Here is an 18,270-nt window from a genome sequence, read left to right as displayed (position 1 = left end):
GAGAAATCACCGGTTGGCGAATTCTGAAATCACGCCGAGAAACGCATCGCCATAGCGCTCCAGCTTTGATTGCCCGACGCCGGAAATCTCAAGGAGAGCCTTGCGGCTGTCCGGCCGCTCCGTCGCGAAGGCAATGAGCGTCGTATCCGGGAAGACGACATAGGGCGGCACGCCCAATTCCCTGGCGATCCGGGTGCGCTCGGCCCGCAACGCATCGAAGAGAAGCTGATCCTCGCCAGCAAGGCCGTGCGCCTGCTTTTCCGGTCGCCCCGCCTTCTTGCCTCGGCGGCCAGGCTCCGGCCGGTCCTTGCGAAAAAACACCTGCCGCTCGCGCTTGAAAACCGCCCTCGCCTGCTCCTCGAGCTTCATGGCGCCGAAAGCCGTATGATCGATGCTGATGAAGCCGTTTGCCAGCAATTGCCGGAAGATCGATTGCCAGGTACGGGCGGGGACATCCTTGCCCGCGCCAAAGACCGGCATGTCGACATGGCCGAAGCGCTCGGTCTTCTCATTGACCGTCCCCATGAGCACGTCGATGACGTGGCCGGTGCCGAAACGCTCGCCGGTGCGATAGACCGCTGCGAGTGCCTTGATCGCCGCTTCCGTGCCATCCCAGGTCTCGACAGGCTTCAGGCAGGTATCGCAATTGCCGCAACCTCCACCATGCGCCTCGCCGAAATGCGCAAGGATCGACTGTCGCCGGCATCCGGCCGTTTCGCAGATGGCGAGCAGCGCATTGAGCTTTGACCGCTCGACCCGCTTGATTTCGTCGGATGCGCCGCCTTCATCGATCATGCGCCGACGCTGAATGACATCCGCCATGCCATAGGCCATCCAGACATTTGAGGAGAGGCCGTCGCGCCCGGCGCGGCCCGTCTCCTGATAATAGGCCTCCACGGAGCCCGGCAGATCGAGATGGGCGACATAGCGCACATTCGGCTTGTCGATGCCCATGCCGAAGGCGACCGTCGCCACCAGGCACAGATCTTCCTCCTTGAGGAAGGCATCCTGATTGGCATCGCGAAGCGCCCGATCCATGCCGGCATGGTAGGGCAGCGCACGAATGCCCTGCCCGTTCAGCCATTCGGCCGTGTCCTCGACCTTGGCGCGGGAGAGGCAATAGACGATACCGCTGTCGCCTCGATGGCCATCGAGAAAGCGCAGCAATTGCTGGCGCGGTTGATCGCGCTCGACGATTTCATAGGTGATGTTCGGACGGTCGAAGCTGGTGGTGAAAATCTTGGCGCCATCGAGCGCCAGCCGCTCGATGATATCGTCGCGGGTGTGCGGGTCGGCTGTTGCCGTCAGCGCGATGCGGGGCACGCCCGGGAAAAGCTCGGCAAGCCTGCCAAGATCCCGATATTCCGGCCTGAAATCATGGCCCCATTGGGAGACGCAATGCGCCTCGTCGATTGCGAAAAGCGCGATCTTGGCCCTGCCGAGCATCTGGCAGAAACCCTCCGTCACGATACGTTCCGGCGTCACATAGAGCAGATCGAGCTTGCCTGCGGAAATGGCACGATAGACATCGCTCGCCTCCTCGCGCGACAGCGATGAATTCAGAGCAGCCGCCCGGATACCGAGCTGTTTCATCGCCTCGACCTGATCGCGCATCAGGGCAATCAGCGGCGAGACGACGATGCCGATGCCATCGCGGCAAAGTGCCGGGATCTGAAAGCACAATGATTTGCCAGCACCGGTCGGGAACAGCACGACCGCGTCGCCACCGGCAACGACATGCTCCACCACCTGCTGCTGCTTGCCGCGAAAGGCCGAGTAGCCGTAGACGCGCTTGAGGATATCGAGCGGCGCCGGCGCGCCCATGCGCTCAGCGAACAATGCGTCGTCTGCGGAAAATCGCGGCTCTTGTCTGTCGGGCTGAGGCATCTATTCCCTATTTTCCAGCGGCACCCTTGACACGGCCGGAAAGCACGCCGAAGCCGTCGATGATCGCTTCCTGATTTTCCAGCCGCAGCGCCTCGAGCTGCACTTCCTGCAAGGCGCGAATCAGCGGCTCGATCGCTTCACCGTCGCCGTCTTCGGTTGCCTCCGCAATAGCACCTTCGAGCTCGATCTTGTGCCAGCGCAATGCTTTAGAACGCTTGTGGAGCGCCAGCGCCTGGCGATAGCCCTCGCGCGCGTCCTCCATTGCGGCCTCCTCGGTGGCCGTCCAAAGACGGGCATTGCGAACCTGTTGCTCCAGGCTCTTCAACAAGGCACCGAAGCCCTGCTCCTCCAGTTGCTCAACCAGGCGCTCACGCACAAGCTGCGGCCCGACCAGAGTGGCGGCAATCCCGAGAACCGCAGACCACAGCCGTTGCAGCTCGCGGCTGTCGTAGTCGATGGCGGCAATCTCGTCATATTCGTCATGCAGCAGCGCCGGATGGTTGACGATGGTCAGGGCCAGAACACTCTCGCGCAGGCTCGGAATATCCTGATGGCCCTTGATCATGGCCGACCGCGCCAGACGGTCCGATGCGGTCGTTACCGCCGGAGCGCCACGCCCTTGCCCGCCACGTCCCTGTCCGCCGCGTCCCGCGAAGTTGCGGCCGCTCCCGTCGCGGGAAAAGCCGCGCCCCTGCTGACCGCCGCCCCGCTGGAATTGCGGCTGGAACAGCCCATTCAGCCGCTCACGCATATTCTGCTGATAATGGCGGCGGACGTCTTCATCACCGATGACGGAAACGATACGTCGCAGCCGCGCTTCCAGTTCCGCCCGTGCTTCCGGCGTCTCGAAGGCGCCGCCGCCCGCTTCCCTCGTCCATATCAAATCGGCTAGCGGCTTTGCCTGCGCCAGCACCTTGTCAAAAGGCGCGCGCCCGTCATGGCGGACGAGGTCGTCAGGGTCCTTGCCGTCCGGCAATAGCGCAAAACGGACGGTACGGCTCGGCTTGATATGCGGCAGGGCGAGATCGGCAGCCCTGTTGGCGGCGCGGATGCCGGCGCCGTCGCCGTCGAAGCAGAGGACCGGTTCCGGCGTCATCTTCCAGAGAAGATCGAGCTGGCTCTCCGTCAAAGCGGTGCCGAGCGGCGCAACCGCGTTCTCGACGCCGGCCTGATGCAGCGCGATGACATCCATATAGCCCTCGACGGCTATGATGGTTCCAGCGCCATCAGCTCCCTGGGACGCGCGCCGCGCGCGAGTGAAATTATAGAGCACGTTGCCCTTGTGAAAGAGCTCGGTCTCATTGGAGTTCAGGTATTTCGCCGGCGCATCCGGCGACATGGCGCGGCCGCCGAAGGCGATCACCTTTTCCCGGGAAGAGAGGATCGGAAACATGATGCGGTCACGGAAGCGGTCGTAAGAAACCGGGACATTCTCGTGCACGACGAGACCGCACGCCTCCATCTGCTCCCTAAGCACGCCCTTGCCGGCAAGATGCTCCTTCAATGCATTGCGGCTATCGGGCGAATATCCCAGCCGGAAAGTCTCGATGGTGCGGCCGCTGAGGCCACGATCTCGCAGATAGGAGCGCGCCCGCGCGCCATTGGCCGTCTGCAATTGGTCCTGAAAGAACTGAGTCGCCATCTCCATGACATCGAGCAGCGAGGTGCGTTCTTTTTCCCGCTTTGCCTCCATCGGATCGGCAATGGGCATGGGAACGCCGGCCATGTCGGCGATCTGCTGTACGGCTTCCGGAAAGCTCAAACCCTCAAGCTCGGTCAGAAAGCGGAAATGATCGCCTGTTACGCCACAGCCGAAGCAATGATAGCGTCCCTTGCGATCCTCGCAGTGAAAACTTGGCGATTTCTCGCCATGGAAGGGGCAGCAGGCCCAGTAATCCCCGCGCGGCACATTGGTCTTGCGCCTGTCCCAGGTCACACGACGGCCGATCACGTCCGAAATCAAAACGCGGTCGCGAATCTCGTCGAGAAACGTATTGGAAAATCGCATGGCTACCTCTGGCTCATTCCATATAAACAGGAATGTCGGGCATTGCCACGACGACCCGGCCGCCTCCCACGCTATTCACAACCCTTTGTCGCCGATTGTATTGTCGCCCTTCGATCACAACTCCGTGAACACGATCACATATTTATCCGCATCGACCCCAATATTAGAGCCTGCTTTTGGCGGCTCGGAAACATTCGGAAATCTCTTTGCTGAAGTCGAAACAGGCTCGCCATGCCGATCCAAGTAACTACTTCGTATGCAAAAATCCGCGGAAAAGCAAAGGCTTGCACAGCCTTCAGTCCATAAACGCGAAGCGTATCGACGCCATAAACAATCATGGGCTGCAAACTAGTCGCTCCGAAACGACACTCTCTGAAGGCACATTTGCGGCATGGTTCGTAAGCCAAACATTATTTTTTTGTAATTTGATTGTTGGTGTGCGCCGCAATAGCGTTCTTCTCACAGGGCGAGACAAGCCGGCGAAGAAACTTCTTCGCGACGCGACATGCCGAGACGCCCTGACGAACCGGAAGCCACCAGGTACGGGCTTTCAGTTTAGGAGAGGGAAATGCGCATTCTGATCGTACCCTTGGCAGCAGCAGCCATCTTCGCCACGGCTACTTATAGCTCGGCTACGATGACCGGCGGCGCCGGCGAAAAGAATGTGCTCTATGCCGGCGCGGGGTATCAGTTGCCGGCGGATATGAAAGTCCCTGCCCTTACGGCAGGCGTAAAGGTTCAAATGTCCGGACTGCCGTCGCAGGCATTGGCTTTGCCCCAGCAGATCAGGATTCTCAGATAAGTTCAGCAGATACTCAGGTGGGGCACCATCCCTACCCCCGGCGCCGCCCCACCTGAGTGCCTTTGCAAAAGACGTTTGATTTTTGGGCCCCACCCTGCGTCATCAAACGTCAGCAAAGCGCAAGAAGGCAGGAGCTCCCCCAGCTCCTGCCTTCTCTAATTTTGGGCTTCTCCAGCTTCGCGATGACAAGAACGGCCAACAATGCTGCGGAACATGATGTTTCGTCGCGGCGAGTATCTTGACGCATCGGTATCGATGGATATCTTTTATTATCTGCGCATATGCGATCTTAGTAATTATCTCTTTAGACAATTTGAATTTTGCTCAGTTCATCGGAGACGGCTGCATGTCTTTATCCGCGAAGGAACTTGCTCAAGACCCCGAATTTTTCACGGAAATCCTCAGCTATACACGAGAGATTATATCCACTTATGATGAGAACCAGAGCGTATGCTCTGTCTTTGCTTCACAACAACGCTGGCTGATGGCGCTTGCGGGCTTTGCCCTCTATTGCGGCGGCATCGACGGAGAGCCGCCCGGCATCCATGCCAACCGCTTCGCCAACTATGTCGTTGAACACGAAATCGCCAGTCACAATACCGCGCTGAGCTTCATTCAGGAGATGCTGGCTCTCGGCTTCCTACGCTATCTGCCTGTTACCAGCGATCGGCGGGCGCGGCCGCTGCAGCCGACGGAGGAGGCCGCAAGGCAACTTGCGAAATGGCTGAGCATCCATCTTTCCGTGCTCGACAGGCTGGATGGCGGCAAGCGCAATGCACTGTTTGCCAAGCGACCGGAACTTATCGGCCTGCTGCAGCCTGCGATATCAGTCGGCATCATCGACAGCGACGACCTTCGCCATCCGGGAGAAACATTCGACCTGTTCACCTGGGCGAATTCCGGCGGCGTCATCATGGACTATCTGATCTCCCGCGTCGGAATGATCAATCCGACGACCGAAAAGGCGATTGTCGGACGCATTGCGTTCACCGACATCTGCAATCGCTTCCTCATATCCAGGACGAATGCAAAACGGCTCATGAACAAGGCCATAAAGATGCAAAGCATCGGATGGACGGGGGCTTCCGGACGGAGCCATCTCTGGCTCTCAGGCGACTTCATCCAGCAATATCGGAACTATCAGGCCGAGAAATTCGCCATCATCGACGCGGCCTGGCAAACGACTCTCGGCTTGCGGCAAGCACGCATGCCGAGAGCAAAACTGGCCTTTACTTCAGCAGCTCCTTCAAGATAGCCGAAGCCTTGGCAAAATCCATCTGACCGGCATAACGCTCGCGTAGGGCGGCGACGCATTTGCCCATGTCTTTCAGGCCCTGCGCGCCAAGCTCCGCGACGATCGCGACACAGATCTCGCGCACCTTTTCTTCGGAAAGCTGCTCGGGCATGAAGCCCTGGATAACGGCAATTTCCTCGCGCTCCTTGCTAGCCAGCTCGGGGCGACCGCCATCGATGTAGATCTTCTCCGATTCCTCGCGCTGCTTGATCATCTTGGCGAGCAGCTGCAGGATTTCATCGTCGCTCGCCTGCTCCTTGCCGAGACCGCGATTGGCGATATCCTTGTCCTTGATGGCAGCAAGGATGAGACGAACGGTCGAAAGCCTCGCCGTATCCTTCGCCTTCATGGCGTCCTTCTGGGCACTGGAAAGGGTTTCGCGGATCATGTCTTTAACTCCTTGAAGCAGGCCGGCAACGATCGACCCGGCCACCTGTAACATCTTGGCTCTCTCTTAGACCAACAGTGTCGATCAATGCAATTGTGCCCGGGAGCTTGGATTCCTTGACAGGAAAGCAAAAGCGCGCATTGACCGGCTCGCCTTGTTTGGTTATGTCCATCACCTGCACATTAGATCGATAGGAAGATCTCAAGCCGCGACCTCGGTCGGCGGCTGTACCTTGCTACAAACATGGCGGAACCGCTGCTCTCTTCAAGGCCGCGCTCGACGCCGGAAACGGGATGACTATGACCGCGACAGCCCCATGGACCACTGAAAAGCCGACCGCCCTCCTCGTTCTTGCCGACGGCACCGTGATCGAGGGCAAGGGCATCGGCGCGACCGGCAAGGTCCAGGCCGAAGTCTGCTTCAACACGGCGCTGACGGGTTATGAGGAGATCCTGACAGATCCCTCCTATCTCGGCCAGATCGTCACCTTCACCTTCCCTCACATCGGCAACGTCGGCACGAACGAGGAAGATATTGAAGACCTGACGCCCGCCGCCCGCCACGGCGCCGTCGGCGTCATCTTCAAGGCCGACATCACCGACCCCTCAAACTACCGCGCCGCCAAGCATCTCGATCAATGGCTGAAGGCTCGCGGCATCATCGGCCTGAGCGGTATAGACACCCGCGCCCTCACCGCCTGGATTCGCGAAAACGGCATGCCGAACGGCGTGATCGCCCATGATCCGAGCGGCATCTTCGACATCGAACAGCTGAAGGCGGATGCCAAGGCCTGGAGCGGCCTCGAAGGTCTCGACCTCGCCAAGGTCGCATCCTCCGGCCAGTCTTCGCAATGGTCGCAGACGCCCTGGATCTGGAACGAAGGCTATGGCGAACTCGGCGCCGCCGACGCCAAGTATCACGTCGTCTGCCTCGACTATGGCGTCAAGCGCAACATCCTGCGTCTCTTCGCCGGTCTAGATTGCAAGGTCACCGTTCTGCCGGCCACCGCCTCGACGGATGAAGTGCTCGGTCTGAAGCCGGACGGCATCTTTCTTTCCAACGGCCCAGGCGACCCGGCCGCGACCGGCGAATATGCCGTGCCCGTGATCAAGGACCTGCTGAAGACCGAAATTCCGCTATTCGGCATTTGCCTCGGCCACCAGATGCTTGGCCTCGCGCTCGGTGCCAAGACAGCGAAGATGCATCAGGGCCATCATGGCGCCAACCATCCGGTCAAGGACCATACGACCGGCAAGGTCGAGATCGTTTCCATGAACCACGGCTTCGCGGTCGACTCGAACTCGCTGCCGGAAGGCGTTGAGGAGACTCACGTTTCGCTGTTCGACGGCAGCAATTGCGGCCTGCGCGTGTCAGGCAAGCCGGTCTTCTCGGTGCAGCATCACCCGGAAGCCTCGCCTGGCCCACAGGACAGCCACTATCTGTTCCGCCGCTTCATCAATCTGGTGCGCGAGAAAAAGGGCGAAGCAGCCCTGGCCGAGCGCGCCTGATAGCAGCGACACTGAACTGCATGAGAAAAGCCCCGGATTGCGGACAATCCGGGGCTTTCTCTTTGCGCGTCGACTTGGGAGGTCTCTTCACATCGGTTCGTGCTTGCTGAAACTCAGGCCTGCAGGCGGCGCTGCTTGACCACTTCAAGCTCGCTCATCAGGATCTCCTCGAGGAATTCGAAATCCGACTGTCCGAACTCGATGAGGCCGAATCTCAGCTTGTAACCCCAGTTCCGGTCCTGGGTGAAATCGAGCCAACCCAGGAGAGGACGAAGCGGCTGTTCGGGCGCATCGAGCCAATCCACATCCTTGCGATAGGCCTTTCCGCAACCCATTTCGCCAAGATAGGGCTCGCCTTCACGGACATAGCCGATCGCGGTGAAGCTCTGAAAGCCGTCCCTCTCACCCATTTTCACGGATGGCGAATAGTAGACGATGCCATCACCCGGCTTAATGCGCTTCAACGGAGCTCGCTTGCCGTGGTTCACCTGCATGAACCCATGCTGGCGCCCAATGCGCACATGCTCGGCACTGGCCACGGCCAGCCAGTAAGATTTCGGTTGCGGCTCCGCTCGCCGCGAAGAGGTATTGGCGTGCGGCAGGAGGCGTAAAGCCGCGCCCCGATTGCTCTGATCTTCCCGCGGGAAAAGCGCGGCATCACTACGATTGCTTGCCTTGAATATCATGGTCGTCTCCCGTCTCTGGTATGAGACAGATATAGCCGATCATGCTGTCAATTTTTGTCAGTAGTCTCGCAACGCACCAAGGGCGCCGCGATCAGCTGGCGGCCTTCTCCGAACGCACCAGAATGTAGAAGCGTGCACACAGCATGGCTGCCGCGGAGGCAAGGCCAATCAGGAAGCCGAACCAGATGCCGATGCCGCCAAAGCCGAGCGGAAACGCCAGCAACCAGGCGAGGAAGAAGCCGATCGGCCAATAGGCGATCAGCGCCATGATCATCGGCACGCGCGCATCCTTAAGACCCCGCAACAAACCGCTGGCGATCGACTGCAATCCGTCGACGAGCTGAAAGAGACCCGCCACGACGATCAAAGGTGCAGCAAAGGCCAGCACCTGCGGCGCATCGGCCGAGTGGGTGTCAAGAAACCAGCCCGCCAACCAAGACGGCACAGACGCGAACAGAATGCTGCCGCAGAGCGCAATGCAGCTCGAAACGACGAGAACCACGATGGCCGCACGCTTCAGGCCGAGATGATCGCCCTGCCCGTGTGCGACCCCTACCCGTACCGTCGCCGCCTGGCTGAGGCCGAGCGGGATCATGAAGGCCATCGATGCCCACTGCAGTGCGATACCGTGCGCGGCAAGCTCGATCGTGCCGATCTGTCCCATCAGCAGCGACGCCGCCGTGAACAGGCTGACTTCGGCAAGAACCGTGACACTGATCGGAAAGCCGAGGCGGACGACATCCCACAAGGCGTGCCAATCCGGCCGCCAGAAACGCGTGAAAATCTCATAACGCCGCGTGTCCTGATGAGCCTGCACGTAACCGACGATGAAGAAGAAACCGGCCGTCTGCACGGCGACGGAAACGATGGCCGCGCCGTGCAGCCCCATGGCCGGCAGACCGAAATGACCGAGCACCAGGATGTAGGCGAGTATCGCATTCATGACGAGCATGGCGATGGTCACCTTGAGAATGATGCCGGCACGGCCGATCGCGCTCACCAGCGCCCGGATGACGTTATAGAGCAGCCCCGGCAGCAAGGCGAAATGGCCGATATCGATGTAACCGCTGGCGAGCTTCGCGACATCGGGCTTCTGCCCTGCCGCGAGCAGGATTTCCTCGGAATAGAAGAAGGCAGGCTGCGCCACCAGCCAATAGGCCGTGACGACCCAAAGACCCATGCGCAGAGCCCGGCGCACCGAGGCAACATCGCCCCTGCCGAAGGCCTGCGCCACCAACGGCACAACCGCGATGGAAAAGCCGGAACCGAAAATCAGGATCGTGAACAGGAACTGGGCGGAAAGCACCATCGCCGCCAGCTGCTCGGCGCCGAGCCGGCCGACTATCATGACGTCCGTCGTGTTGATTCCAAGCTGCGCCAATTGCGCACCGATCAGCGGGATGCCCAGCGCAAGCGTTGCGCGGACATGTGCCGACCACGAATTATCATTGTCATGCGCGTGCGGGCGCGCAGGTACCGGCATATCCATAGCGAAGACTCGATCTTTAGAATCGCGCGAACCGCCCTACCCAAGGGTGCGCGAGCCTGCCGCATTAGCGCAACTTGGCTCAAAAGGCCAGCAGACAAGTCCATGATGCTAAATAATTCATCAGAACATCAAAATATCTGATGAATTTTTAGGCCGCTTCACCAGCCTGCGATTGAACGACGACCTTCGGCTCGGTCCTGCGGACCTTGGTCAACAGAACGACAAGTCCGACAGCCACGAGAATTGCACCCATGATCAACGGCGCACCGGCAAAGACGACGGGTGCGCCTGGCGCGGTATAGTATTGAAAAAGGTAGGGAAACAGCACGGGGCCGATGATCGCAGTAATACTTGTCAAACTGCCGAGCGCGCCTTGCAGTTCGCCTTGGGCCGATGGGGGCACCTTGCTGGCAGCAATGGAACGAAGCGGCGCATCCGCTACATTCTCGACCACAGTCAGGACGATGACCGCATAGACCATCCAGCCTTGCCACGCGAACGCGTAGCCCAACAGACCGAGGCAGGAAAACACCAATCCAAGCAGCGCAGTCTTCCATTCGCCAAGCACAGGCACAAGCCGCGGGAGCACCAGGCCCATGGAGATGGCTGCACCGATCCCATAGACAGCGAGTGAGAAACCGATCTGCCCTTCGCTCCAGCCATAGCGATAGGAGGTGACGAAGGCCCAGACAGCCGGGTAGACGCCATGCGCCAGCCAGTTCAAGAACATGACAACGCAGACCCAGCCGATGCCTTGATAGCGTCTTATCTGCCTGAGGGCGCCGAATGGATTGGCTCGACCGAGCTCGAAGGGCCGGCGATGCTTCGCATCCAACGTTTCCGGCAACAGGAAATAGGCACCGACGAAATTCAGGAACGCCAGAGCCGCAGCACCGTAGAACGGCACGCGCGGGCCGAATTCGCCGAGAAACCCGCCGATGACGGGGCCAAGCACGAAGCCGACACCAAAAGCCATGCCGATCAGGCCGAAATTCTTCGCGCGGTTCTCGTCATTGCTGATGTCGGCGATATAGGCCGAACAGGTCGAAAAGCTCGCGCCGCTGATGCCGGCAAGAATGCGGCCGACGAACAACATCCAGTAGGTGCCGGCGATCGCGCAGATGAAATTGTCGATCGCGAATGTCAGCACGGATGCAAGCAGTAGAGGACGCCGGCCGAAGCGGTCGCTCAGATTGCCGATCAAGGGCGAAAACAGGAACTGCATCGCGGCATAGGCAAGCAGCAGCCAACCGCCTTCCGTCGCCGCCGAACTGACCGACGCGCCCGTCAGCTCTTCCAGATATTTCGGCATGACCGGCATGATGATCGCGATGCCGATAACGTCGAGGAAGAGAATAAAGAAGACGAGGAACAGCCCTCGACGGGCGAATTTCTGATCGATCATGGAGTTGCCTTTGGGGCTCCGTCTCCATGAAAGAGACAGAACGTGAACGAAAAACCGAAGCGTTCCCCATATATAAAGATTTTGGCAGAAACAATCCGTGAACGCTTCAATCTTATTGATTTATTGACCGCTTTTTTTGATCCTTGGCATAAAAGCGACTATCTGTCGCGACCGCGCCGCTGCTCGCGATTCAGGAAGTCGACGAAGGCCCGGAGCGGTGTCGGCATGTGGCGTCTGCTGGCGTAATAGAGAAAGGGACCGGAAAAGGCCGTGTCCCACTCCTCGAGGATCGGCACGAGTTCGCCGCTGGAAATCTGCGGCGCAAGGAACTCTTTGAATGTCCTGATAATGCCAAGCCCCGCCGCCGCCGCGCTACGCTCGATATCGATCGAATTCGTCGCAACGACCATTGGCGGAGCGATGAAGATCGTCTCTCCATTCCTTTCGAATTCCCAGGCGACGACCGATCCGCTGAGGAACCTGTGGCGAACGCAGCGATGCTCCAATATGTCTCGCGGATGCTGCGGCGTACCGTTTGCCGTAAGATAGGCCGGCGACGCTGCCGTGACATAATACTGCTGCCGCGGCCCGATCGGCACCGCGATCATGTCCTTTTCCAGCCGTTCGTCGTAGCGGATACCGGCATCGTATCCGGCGGCAACGACATCGATGAATGTGTCTTCGGCAACGATCTCGACTGATATTGCCGGATATTCCTTCAGGAACCGGTTGATGATGTCGGGCATCACGACCATGGCGGCGACCGTCGGCACATTCAGCCGCAAGGTCCCACCGATGCTGTCGCGAAAGCTGTTGATGTCGTCGAGTGCCCCGGCGATCTCGCTCATGGCGGGCGTCAGGCGCTCCATCAACCGCTCCCCAGCCTCCGTCGGCGTCACGCTCCGGGTTGTGCGATTGAGAAGGCGCACCGCCAGCCGCTCCTCCAACCGTCGGACCGCTTCGCTCAGCGACGAGGCTGAAACACCCCGCTTGCGGGCCGCTTCGCGAAAACTGCGCTCGCGGGCAACGGCGGTGAAGGCAACCAGATCGGCAAGCGGCAAATCATCCATTGTGCGAAATTCCAAACAACCTGTTTCGATCTACCTGGATTATCGCACAGAGACCAATGAAGTAAAACCGTCGGCAAGATGTGAGACACTTCCGCCAAGGAGAAGGACGATGGAAAAGCACCAACTGGGAAAGACGGGGCCGCAGGTATCGGCGCTCGGCCTCGGCTGCATGGGCATGTCGGGCATGTACGGTCCATCCGATCGCGCCGAGAGCATCGCCACCATTCATGCCGCGCTCGATGCCGGCATCAACCTGCTCGACACCGGCGATTTCTATGGCATGGGCCACAATGAGATGCTGATCGGCGAAGCGATCAAGGGGTTAAACCGAGACGATTTTCTGCTCAGCGTCAAATTCGGCGCCTTGCGCGATCCCTCCGGCGCATGGCTCGGCTACGATGCCCGGCCGACTGCCATCCGGAATTTCGTCGCCTATTCGCTGCAGCGCCTCGGCGTCGATCACATCGACATCTACCGCCCTGCCCGTCTCGATCCGAATGTGCCGATCGAAGACCAGATCGGCGCGATGTCCGACCTCATCAAGGCCGGTTACATCAGGCGTATCGGCCTGTCGGAAGTTGGCGCGGAGACCATCCGCCGTGCCGCCGCCGTGCATCCTGTCGTCGATTTGCAGATCGAATATTCGCTGATCTCGCGCGGCATCGAGGACAAGATCCTGCCGACCTGCCGCGAACTCGGCATCGGCATAACAGCCTATGGCGTTCTTTCGCGCGGCCTCATCAGCGGCCACTGGCAAAAGGAAAATGCCCAGAAAGGCGACTTCCGCATCATGAGCCCGCGCTTCCAGGCCGGAAACGTCGAAAGGAATCTGGAGCTCGTCGAGGCATTGCGAGAGATCGCCGAGGCAAAGGGTGCAAGCGTCGCGCAGATCGCCATCGCCTGGGTCGCCGCCCGGGGCAAGGAGATCGTCCCCGTCATCGGCGCGAGACGCCGCGATCGCCTGACGGAAGCGCTGGGAGCACTCTCGGTCAAATTGTCGGAAACCGATATGGCAGCGATCGAACGCGCGGTCCCCAGGGATGCCGCCGCCGGCGGCCGCTATCCGGAAGCGCAGCTGACACATCTCGACAGCGAGAAGTAACGCATCAGAAGGCCCGCCCGCTCTCCGGCATCGCGGGAGCGGGCGGAAAAGCCGATCAGACGGGATTGTTCAGCGTATCGCAATCCGTAAGCTTGCCGGAATCGAAGCCCTGCTTGAACCACTTCACGCGCTGCGCTGAGGTGCCGTGGTTGAAGCTGTCGGGAACGACATAGCCTTGCGTGCGCTTCTGCAGCGTATCGTCGCCGATCTGCTGCGCCGCATTCAGCGCCTCCTCGAGATCGCCGGCCTGCAGGATACCCTTCTGCTGCGTGAACTTGCCCCATATGCCGGCGAAGCAATCGGCCTGCAGCTCGATGCGCACCGACATCTTGTTCGCATCCACCTCGCTCATGGTGCGACGGGCCTGGTTGAATTTCGGCAGGATGCCGAGCAGATCCTGAACATGGTGGCCGACCTCATGCGCGATAACATAGGCTTGAGCGAAGTCGCCGGCCGCGCCGAACTGATCCTTCATCTGTTTGAAGAAGGCCATGTCGAGATAGATCTTCTGATCGCTCGGGCAATAGAAGGGGCCGGTCGCCGCCGAAGCCTGACCGCAAGCCGAAGGGAAACTGCCTGAGAACAGCACGAGCTTCGGGTCGGTATAGGTCTTGCCCATCGATTTGAAGATGCCGGTCCAGGTGTCTTCCGTATCGGCAAGAACGGTAGCCACAAACTGCTTCATCTCGTCGTTGGCCGGCTGACCGCCATTGCCGGTAGATGTACTCTGCTGATATCCGGAGCCGCCGCCTTCCAGCATGCCGGTTTGCTGCAGCAGGCCCATGACGTCGACACCCATGGCTCTGAGGATGAGGAAAATCACGATGAGCACGATAATGGTGCGGAAGCTCAAGCCGCCGCCGCCAATCCCTCCGCCGGGGAAGCGGAACCCGCCGCCACCACTCCCGCCCATGGGCGATGAGCCGCGCTCATCCTCTATATTGTCGGACTGCCGACGCCCCTTCCAATCCATAGCGCACCTCCTGGCGATGCCTAAAAATCAAAGTCCCTTGAAGCATTTATATATCCAGGAAGACGAACAAAGCCAGTTGGCTATCGACAGAAGATCAGCTTAAGCGGCGGCGCGCCCACATTTCCTTGGACAGCATCCATAAAACAGCAATGCCTATACCTGCCACGACGAGAAACGGCGCAATCTCATCTCCCTCGAAGGCCACCTCGTTCATGATCCGGCCCGGAAGAAAGGTAAAAGCTCCCGCACCGACAATGCCGCCGAAGTAAAGACCCCTGATGATGCGCTTGTGCGCCTCGATATTGTGCCTGCGGGCATTGGCGATGGCACCCCAGCAACCGAAAAGGACATAGATGGAAATGAGGTGAATGGGGCTGAAGCCGTAAAACATGTTGATCTTATGAATGAAGAAGCTCGAGAGCGCCGTGATCACCATAAGGCATAGCCATATCTTGCCGAGCAGGCGGTGTATCGGCGTGCCCTTTGGCCTTAGCAAAAGGTAGGCGCCGAGCACGGCGGCCGGCACGACCGCGGCCACGTGAATCTGGATTGCGATCGGGGCATGAAGAAGCGGCTCGAAGGTCATGGTGGGCATCCGGTTGAGTTTGCCGAGCCTTTCCGCGATATTATCCTTCTCTCAATTGAAATTGCATGGAAAAGCGGGGAAACTTCGTGGATCACACCTTTCTGCAATCCACGCTTCGCGAATTGCAGGTCTTCTGGCGCTCGCCACGGCTCTGGGGGACCTTCCTGACGGTCGTCCTGGTCTTCGCCATAACAGGCCCCTACGGCACCTTCACACGACTGATGCCCGGCGCACGTTTCGGTTATTGGCTCGTGCTTCACGCCATGGCCTGGTCGATCGCCATCGTCTTTTCCATCGTCGCGGAAATCCTCCTGCGCAAATGGATGGCCGGAATGTTCGCACGGATGATGACCGGGTCGGTCATTTCAGCCCTGCCGATCGGCTTCGGCATCTCCCTCGTCGATCTGGCATTTTTTGGTACCGTGCCCTCTGTCACGAATAGTCTGCGCCAATCGCTGACGTCGATACCGCTTTGCCTGCTATTCTGCTTTCTCACCTATATGACGATGCATCGGCAGATCGCGATCGCGGCCGAACCACCGCCTGACGAGAAACCGGCGCCTCCCACCGCATCGGAGATAAAGGCACCATCCGCGCAAGCACCGATCCTGTCGCGGCTGAAACCCGAAAATCGGGGACCGCTCGTCAGACTCGCCGTGCGCGATCATTATACCGAAGTCGTCACCAGCCGCGGCCACGAACTCATCCTGCTCCGCTTCGGCGACGCCTTGATGGAGATCGGCGACACCGAAGGCATGCGCCTGCATCGCTCCCACTGGATCGCCACAGGCCATGTCGCCGGATTGAAACGTGATAACGGCAAGCTCTTCGTCATAACCCGCGACGGCATGGAAATGCCCGTAAGCCGCCCCTACGCCGATGCTGTGCGCCGCCGTTTTGGCTAGCGATGGATGAACCGGCAACGTCCTTTCGATCGGTGAGCTATTTCTGGCGATCCGCGACCGGCAGAAAAGCGGTTCGCTCGATTTCAGGCACTCTTACTTATCACGGCAACTTAAGGATATCAGGAAGACATTCTTTACGGTCACAACCATCGGTCTAAAAATTTTCGACAGAACGCACGCCTACGTTCTTTAAATGCGGTCGATTTACACCTAACTCAGATTTCGCGCCCATATTCTTTACGTTGATCCTTACATATGTGGACAACCGCGACGCCGCTTCTCCGCGGCTTGCGGTTGCTCGACCTATGCCGACGGTTTCCAAGAATATCCGGGCGCATGAACGCGCACTGCGCAGGGGGTTTTATGAAGCGATCGATGAGTGTGTCTCTGCTGCTCATGGGAACAGCGGCGTTGACCGGCTGCGGCGACAAGGAAGACACGGTTCAGATATACAAGGACGTCAATGGATGTATCGCTGGCGAAGTCTTTTCCGCTGACGAATGCCGATCCGATTTTGCTGCCGCCGAAACAGAACGCGAGCAAAACGCGCCGGCCTATGAAACAGCCGCGAACTGCGAGAAAGACTATGGCGTCAACAATTGCCAGCCGACAACCGGCGCGCATCGTGCGGGCTCAGGTCACTTCATCCCGCTCCTGGCCGGCTATCTGGTCGGCAACGCCGCAAGATCGTTCGATACCAAGGCGCTTTACCAGCCGCGCGGCAGCAGCGACTTTCGCACGGCAACCGGGCGCAGCCTTGCCAACGGCATGCTGCTTGCGAAAGCGGCCAATGCGGAAAGAAAGGACGACAACAGGCAAGCATCTTCCTCCTCCGGTGGCGGTGGTGGTGGCTCCTGGGGAAGATCCTCCGAGCGCGCCGGCCGTTCGAGCGGCGCAGTGGAACGCGGTGGCTGGGGTTTTCGTGGCTTCCGCCTTTCGAGCTAACAGGTGAGCGAATGAAACGCATTGTCGTGAACGAACGGCCGGATTGGAAGGCTCAGGCGGAGGCTTGTGGCTTCACCATCCATTCCATGTATGGCCAACGCTATTGGGATGAGCGGCATGCCTATGCCTTCACCTTTGAGGAAATTGAGACGAAGCTCGAGGAACCCTCGGCCAAATTGCTGGAAATGTGCTACGCGGCAGCCGAAAGGATCGCTTGCGACGACGATCTGATGCGTCGCATGGCCATTCCGCCGGCCTATCACGATGCGATATTGCGCTCCTGGCGCAATCGGGAGCATGATCTCTACGGTCGTTTCGACCTCTCCTATGACGGAAGCGGTCCGGCAAAGCTTCTCGAATTCAATGCCGATACCCCGACCAGCCTATTCGAAAGCGCGGTTTTCCAGTGGCAGTGGTTGGAAGACATGAAGCAACGCGGCGAACTTCCATCTTCGGCAGACCAGTTCAACTCGCTGCATGAGCGCCTGATCGATGCGATCCGCGTTCTTGCCGCACCTTCGGGCCGCATGCATTTCGCCGGCATGCTGGAATCGGAAGAGGACCTGGTAACACTGAACTACCTTGTCGATTGCGCCGTGCAAGCCGGCTGCGAGGCAAAGCTTATCGCCATGCCGGATATCGGCATTGATGATAAGCATTGGCTCATCGATCTTGAGGATGAACGGATGGACTGCCTGTTCAAGCTCTATCCGCTCGAAGATATGGTGCGCGAGCCTTTTGGCCGCCATCTGCCGCTCACCCCGACCCGCGTTATCGAGCCGCTGTGGAAGCTGACCTTATCGAACAAGGGGCTGCTGCCGGTGCTTTGGGACATGTTCCCCGGCCATGAGAATCTGCTGCCGGCCTATTTCGAAGATGACCCGCGCATCGGCGACCTCGGCGATCGCTACGTTCGCAAGCCCCTGCTTTCCCGCGAAGGTGCGAATGTGACGCTGGTCAACCACGAAACCGGCGCCAGCCTGTACCATGTCGACGGGCCGTATGGCGAAGAAGGATATGTAAGGCAGGCGATGCACCTGCTTCCCCGCTTTGGTGAGGATTGGACTGTCATCGGCTCCTGGATCGTTGCTGGTCAACCGGCAGGCATCGGCATTCGCGAAGACGACACCCCGATCACACAGGATACTTCGTGTTTCGTCCCTCATTATATAGAGGGCCAGATATAGAGAGAGTTAGCGGCTTGGTAACGGCTGCGCGGACC

Annotated in this window: 16 protein-coding genes; 7 read left to right on the top strand and 9 right to left on the bottom strand. The window is 59.4% G+C overall.

The window, feature by feature from the left end; genetic code table 11:
• Positions 1 to 6: 6 nt before the first annotated feature.
• Together recQ and dnaG are read right to left on the bottom strand one after the other, a co-directional pair.
• Positions 7 to 1,887 (bottom strand): DNA helicase RecQ, encoded by a 1,881-nt coding sequence (recQ, locus tag BJ928_RS19175; RefSeq protein WP_047632046.1) that lies wholly within the window; start codon positions 1,885 to 1,887, stop codon positions 7 to 9.
• 7 nt (positions 1,888 to 1,894) lie between these two features.
• A complete protein-coding gene (dnaG, locus tag BJ928_RS19170; RefSeq protein ID WP_047632047.1) occupies positions 1,895 to 3,895 on the bottom strand; it encodes a DNA primase in 2,001 nt (666 codons plus the stop codon).
• A gap of 568 nt (positions 3,896 to 4,463) precedes the next feature.
• Here dnaG and BJ928_RS19160 point away from each other — a divergent pair.
• Both BJ928_RS19160 and BJ928_RS19155 read left to right on the top strand, forming a co-directional pair.
• A complete protein-coding gene (locus BJ928_RS19160; protein WP_047632049.1) occupies positions 4,464 to 4,697 on the top strand; it encodes a hypothetical protein in 234 nt (77 codons plus the stop codon).
• 346 nt (positions 4,698 to 5,043) lie between these two features.
• The gene (locus BJ928_RS19155) at positions 5,044 to 5,952 is read left to right on the top strand and encodes a hypothetical protein (RefSeq protein ID WP_047632050.1); all 909 of its coding nucleotides are present in this window, start codon (positions 5,044 to 5,046) and stop codon (positions 5,950 to 5,952) included.
• Here BJ928_RS19155 and BJ928_RS19150 read toward each other — a convergent pair.
• Positions 5,927 to 6,379: a GatB/YqeY domain-containing protein gene (locus BJ928_RS19150; RefSeq protein WP_047632051.1), complete on the bottom strand. Its 453-nt coding sequence runs from the start codon at positions 6,377 to 6,379 to the stop codon at positions 5,927 to 5,929. The two genes, BJ928_RS19155 and BJ928_RS19150, sit on opposite strands and share 26 nt — an antisense overlap.
• A 299-nt stretch (positions 6,380 to 6,678) precedes the next feature.
• Between BJ928_RS19150 and carA the strand changes: the two genes are divergently transcribed.
• A complete protein-coding gene (gene carA / locus BJ928_RS19145; protein ID WP_047632052.1) occupies positions 6,679 to 7,887 on the top strand; it encodes a glutamine-hydrolyzing carbamoyl-phosphate synthase small subunit in 1,209 nt (402 codons plus the stop codon).
• Positions 7,888 to 8,000: 113 nt separating this feature from the next.
• On the opposite strand, the gene BJ928_RS19140 is transcribed toward carA, so the two are convergent.
• The 4 genes from BJ928_RS19140 to BJ928_RS19125 all read right to left on the bottom strand — a co-directional run bounded on the left by BJ928_RS19140 (position 8,001) and on the right by BJ928_RS19125 (position 12,537).
• Entirely contained in the window at positions 8,001 to 8,573 is a 573-nt protein-coding gene (locus BJ928_RS19140; protein ID WP_047632053.1) for an EVE domain-containing protein, read from the bottom strand.
• A gap of 91 nt (positions 8,574 to 8,664) precedes the next feature.
• Entirely contained in the window at positions 8,665 to 10,062 is a 1,398-nt protein-coding gene (locus tag BJ928_RS19135) for an MATE family efflux transporter (RefSeq protein ID WP_047632054.1), read from the bottom strand.
• 148 nt (positions 10,063 to 10,210) lie between these two features.
• Positions 10,211 to 11,467, bottom strand: a complete 1,257-nt coding sequence (locus tag BJ928_RS19130; RefSeq protein WP_047632055.1) for a TCR/Tet family MFS transporter — start codon at positions 11,465 to 11,467, stop codon at positions 10,211 to 10,213.
• A 158-nt stretch (positions 11,468 to 11,625) separates the two neighbouring features.
• Entirely contained in the window at positions 11,626 to 12,537 is a 912-nt protein-coding gene (locus BJ928_RS19125) for a LysR family transcriptional regulator (protein WP_047632056.1), read from the bottom strand.
• A gap of 109 nt (positions 12,538 to 12,646) precedes the next feature.
• Between BJ928_RS19125 and BJ928_RS19120 the strand changes: the two genes are divergently transcribed.
• Entirely contained in the window at positions 12,647 to 13,639 is a 993-nt protein-coding gene (locus BJ928_RS19120; RefSeq protein WP_047632057.1) for an aldo/keto reductase, read from the top strand.
• 55 nt (positions 13,640 to 13,694) lie between these two features.
• Here BJ928_RS19120 and BJ928_RS19115 read toward each other — a convergent pair whose 3' ends face one another.
• Together BJ928_RS19115 and BJ928_RS19110 are read right to left on the bottom strand one after the other, a co-directional pair.
• Positions 13,695 to 14,612 (bottom strand): neutral zinc metallopeptidase, encoded by a 918-nt coding sequence (locus BJ928_RS19115; protein WP_047632058.1) that lies wholly within the window; start codon positions 14,610 to 14,612, stop codon positions 13,695 to 13,697.
• A 94-nt stretch (positions 14,613 to 14,706) separates the two neighbouring features.
• A complete protein-coding gene (locus BJ928_RS19110; protein WP_120296639.1) occupies positions 14,707 to 15,198 on the bottom strand; it encodes a DUF2306 domain-containing protein in 492 nt (163 codons plus the stop codon).
• 86 nt (positions 15,199 to 15,284) lie between these two features.
• On the opposite strand from BJ928_RS19110, the gene BJ928_RS19105 reads away from it, so the two are divergent.
• The 3 genes from BJ928_RS19105 (at position 15,285) to BJ928_RS19095 (ending at position 18,235) form a co-directional block, all read left to right on the top strand.
• Entirely contained in the window at positions 15,285 to 16,103 is an 819-nt protein-coding gene (locus BJ928_RS19105) for a LytTR family DNA-binding domain-containing protein (protein ID WP_047632352.1), read from the top strand.
• A 375-nt stretch (positions 16,104 to 16,478) separates the two neighbouring features.
• A complete protein-coding gene (locus BJ928_RS19100; protein WP_183079429.1) occupies positions 16,479 to 17,048 on the top strand; it encodes a DUF1190 domain-containing protein in 570 nt (189 codons plus the stop codon).
• A gap of 11 nt (positions 17,049 to 17,059) precedes the next feature.
• Positions 17,060 to 18,235 (top strand): glutathionylspermidine synthase family protein, encoded by a 1,176-nt coding sequence (locus tag BJ928_RS19095; RefSeq protein ID WP_047632059.1) that lies wholly within the window; start codon positions 17,060 to 17,062, stop codon positions 18,233 to 18,235.
• The last annotated feature ends 35 nt before the right edge of the window (positions 18,236 to 18,270 follow it).

The organism is Rhizobium sp. WW_1, assembly GCF_003610155.1.
GTDB classification, from domain to species: Bacteria; Pseudomonadota; Alphaproteobacteria; order Rhizobiales; family Rhizobiaceae; genus Rhizobium; species Rhizobium tropici_A.
The sequence above is the reverse complement of the archived record's forward strand: the minus strand, read 5'-3'. Positions and strand labels throughout refer to the sequence as shown.

Bases quoted from the DNA above. Each gene is read 5' to 3' on its own strand.
- recQ (WP_047632046.1), bottom strand. From the start codon at position 1,887: ATGCCTCAGCCCGACAGACAAGAGCCGCGATTTTCCGCAGACGACGCA.
- dnaG (WP_047632047.1), bottom strand. From the start codon at position 3,895: ATGCGATTTTCCAATACGTTTCTCGACGAGATTCGCGACCGCGTTTTG.
- BJ928_RS19160 (WP_047632049.1), top strand. From the start codon at position 4,464: ATGCGCATTCTGATCGTACCCTTGGCAGCAGCAGCCATCTTCGCCACG.
- BJ928_RS19155 (WP_047632050.1), top strand. From the start codon at position 5,044: ATGTCTTTATCCGCGAAGGAACTTGCTCAAGACCCCGAATTTTTCACG.
- BJ928_RS19150 (WP_047632051.1), bottom strand. From the start codon at position 6,379: ATGATCCGCGAAACCCTTTCCAGTGCCCAGAAGGACGCCATGAAGGCG.
- carA (WP_047632052.1), top strand. From the start codon at position 6,679: ATGACCGCGACAGCCCCATGGACCACTGAAAAGCCGACCGCCCTCCTC.
- BJ928_RS19140 (WP_047632053.1), bottom strand. From the start codon at position 8,573: ATGATATTCAAGGCAAGCAATCGTAGTGATGCCGCGCTTTTCCCGCGG.
- BJ928_RS19135 (WP_047632054.1), bottom strand. From the start codon at position 10,062: ATGGATATGCCGGTACCTGCGCGCCCGCACGCGCATGACAATGATAAT.
- BJ928_RS19130 (WP_047632055.1), bottom strand. From the start codon at position 11,467: ATGATCGATCAGAAATTCGCCCGTCGAGGGCTGTTCCTCGTCTTCTTT.
- BJ928_RS19125 (WP_047632056.1), bottom strand. From the start codon at position 12,537: ATGGATGATTTGCCGCTTGCCGATCTGGTTGCCTTCACCGCCGTTGCC.
- BJ928_RS19120 (WP_047632057.1), top strand. From the start codon at position 12,647: ATGGAAAAGCACCAACTGGGAAAGACGGGGCCGCAGGTATCGGCGCTC.
- BJ928_RS19115 (WP_047632058.1), bottom strand. From the start codon at position 14,612: ATGGATTGGAAGGGGCGTCGGCAGTCCGACAATATAGAGGATGAGCGC.
- BJ928_RS19110 (WP_120296639.1), bottom strand. From the start codon at position 15,198: ATGACCTTCGAGCCGCTTCTTCATGCCCCGATCGCAATCCAGATTCAC.
- BJ928_RS19100 (WP_183079429.1), top strand. From the start codon at position 16,479: ATGAGTGTGTCTCTGCTGCTCATGGGAACAGCGGCGTTGACCGGCTGC.
- BJ928_RS19095 (WP_047632059.1), top strand. From the start codon at position 17,060: ATGAAACGCATTGTCGTGAACGAACGGCCGGATTGGAAGGCTCAGGCG.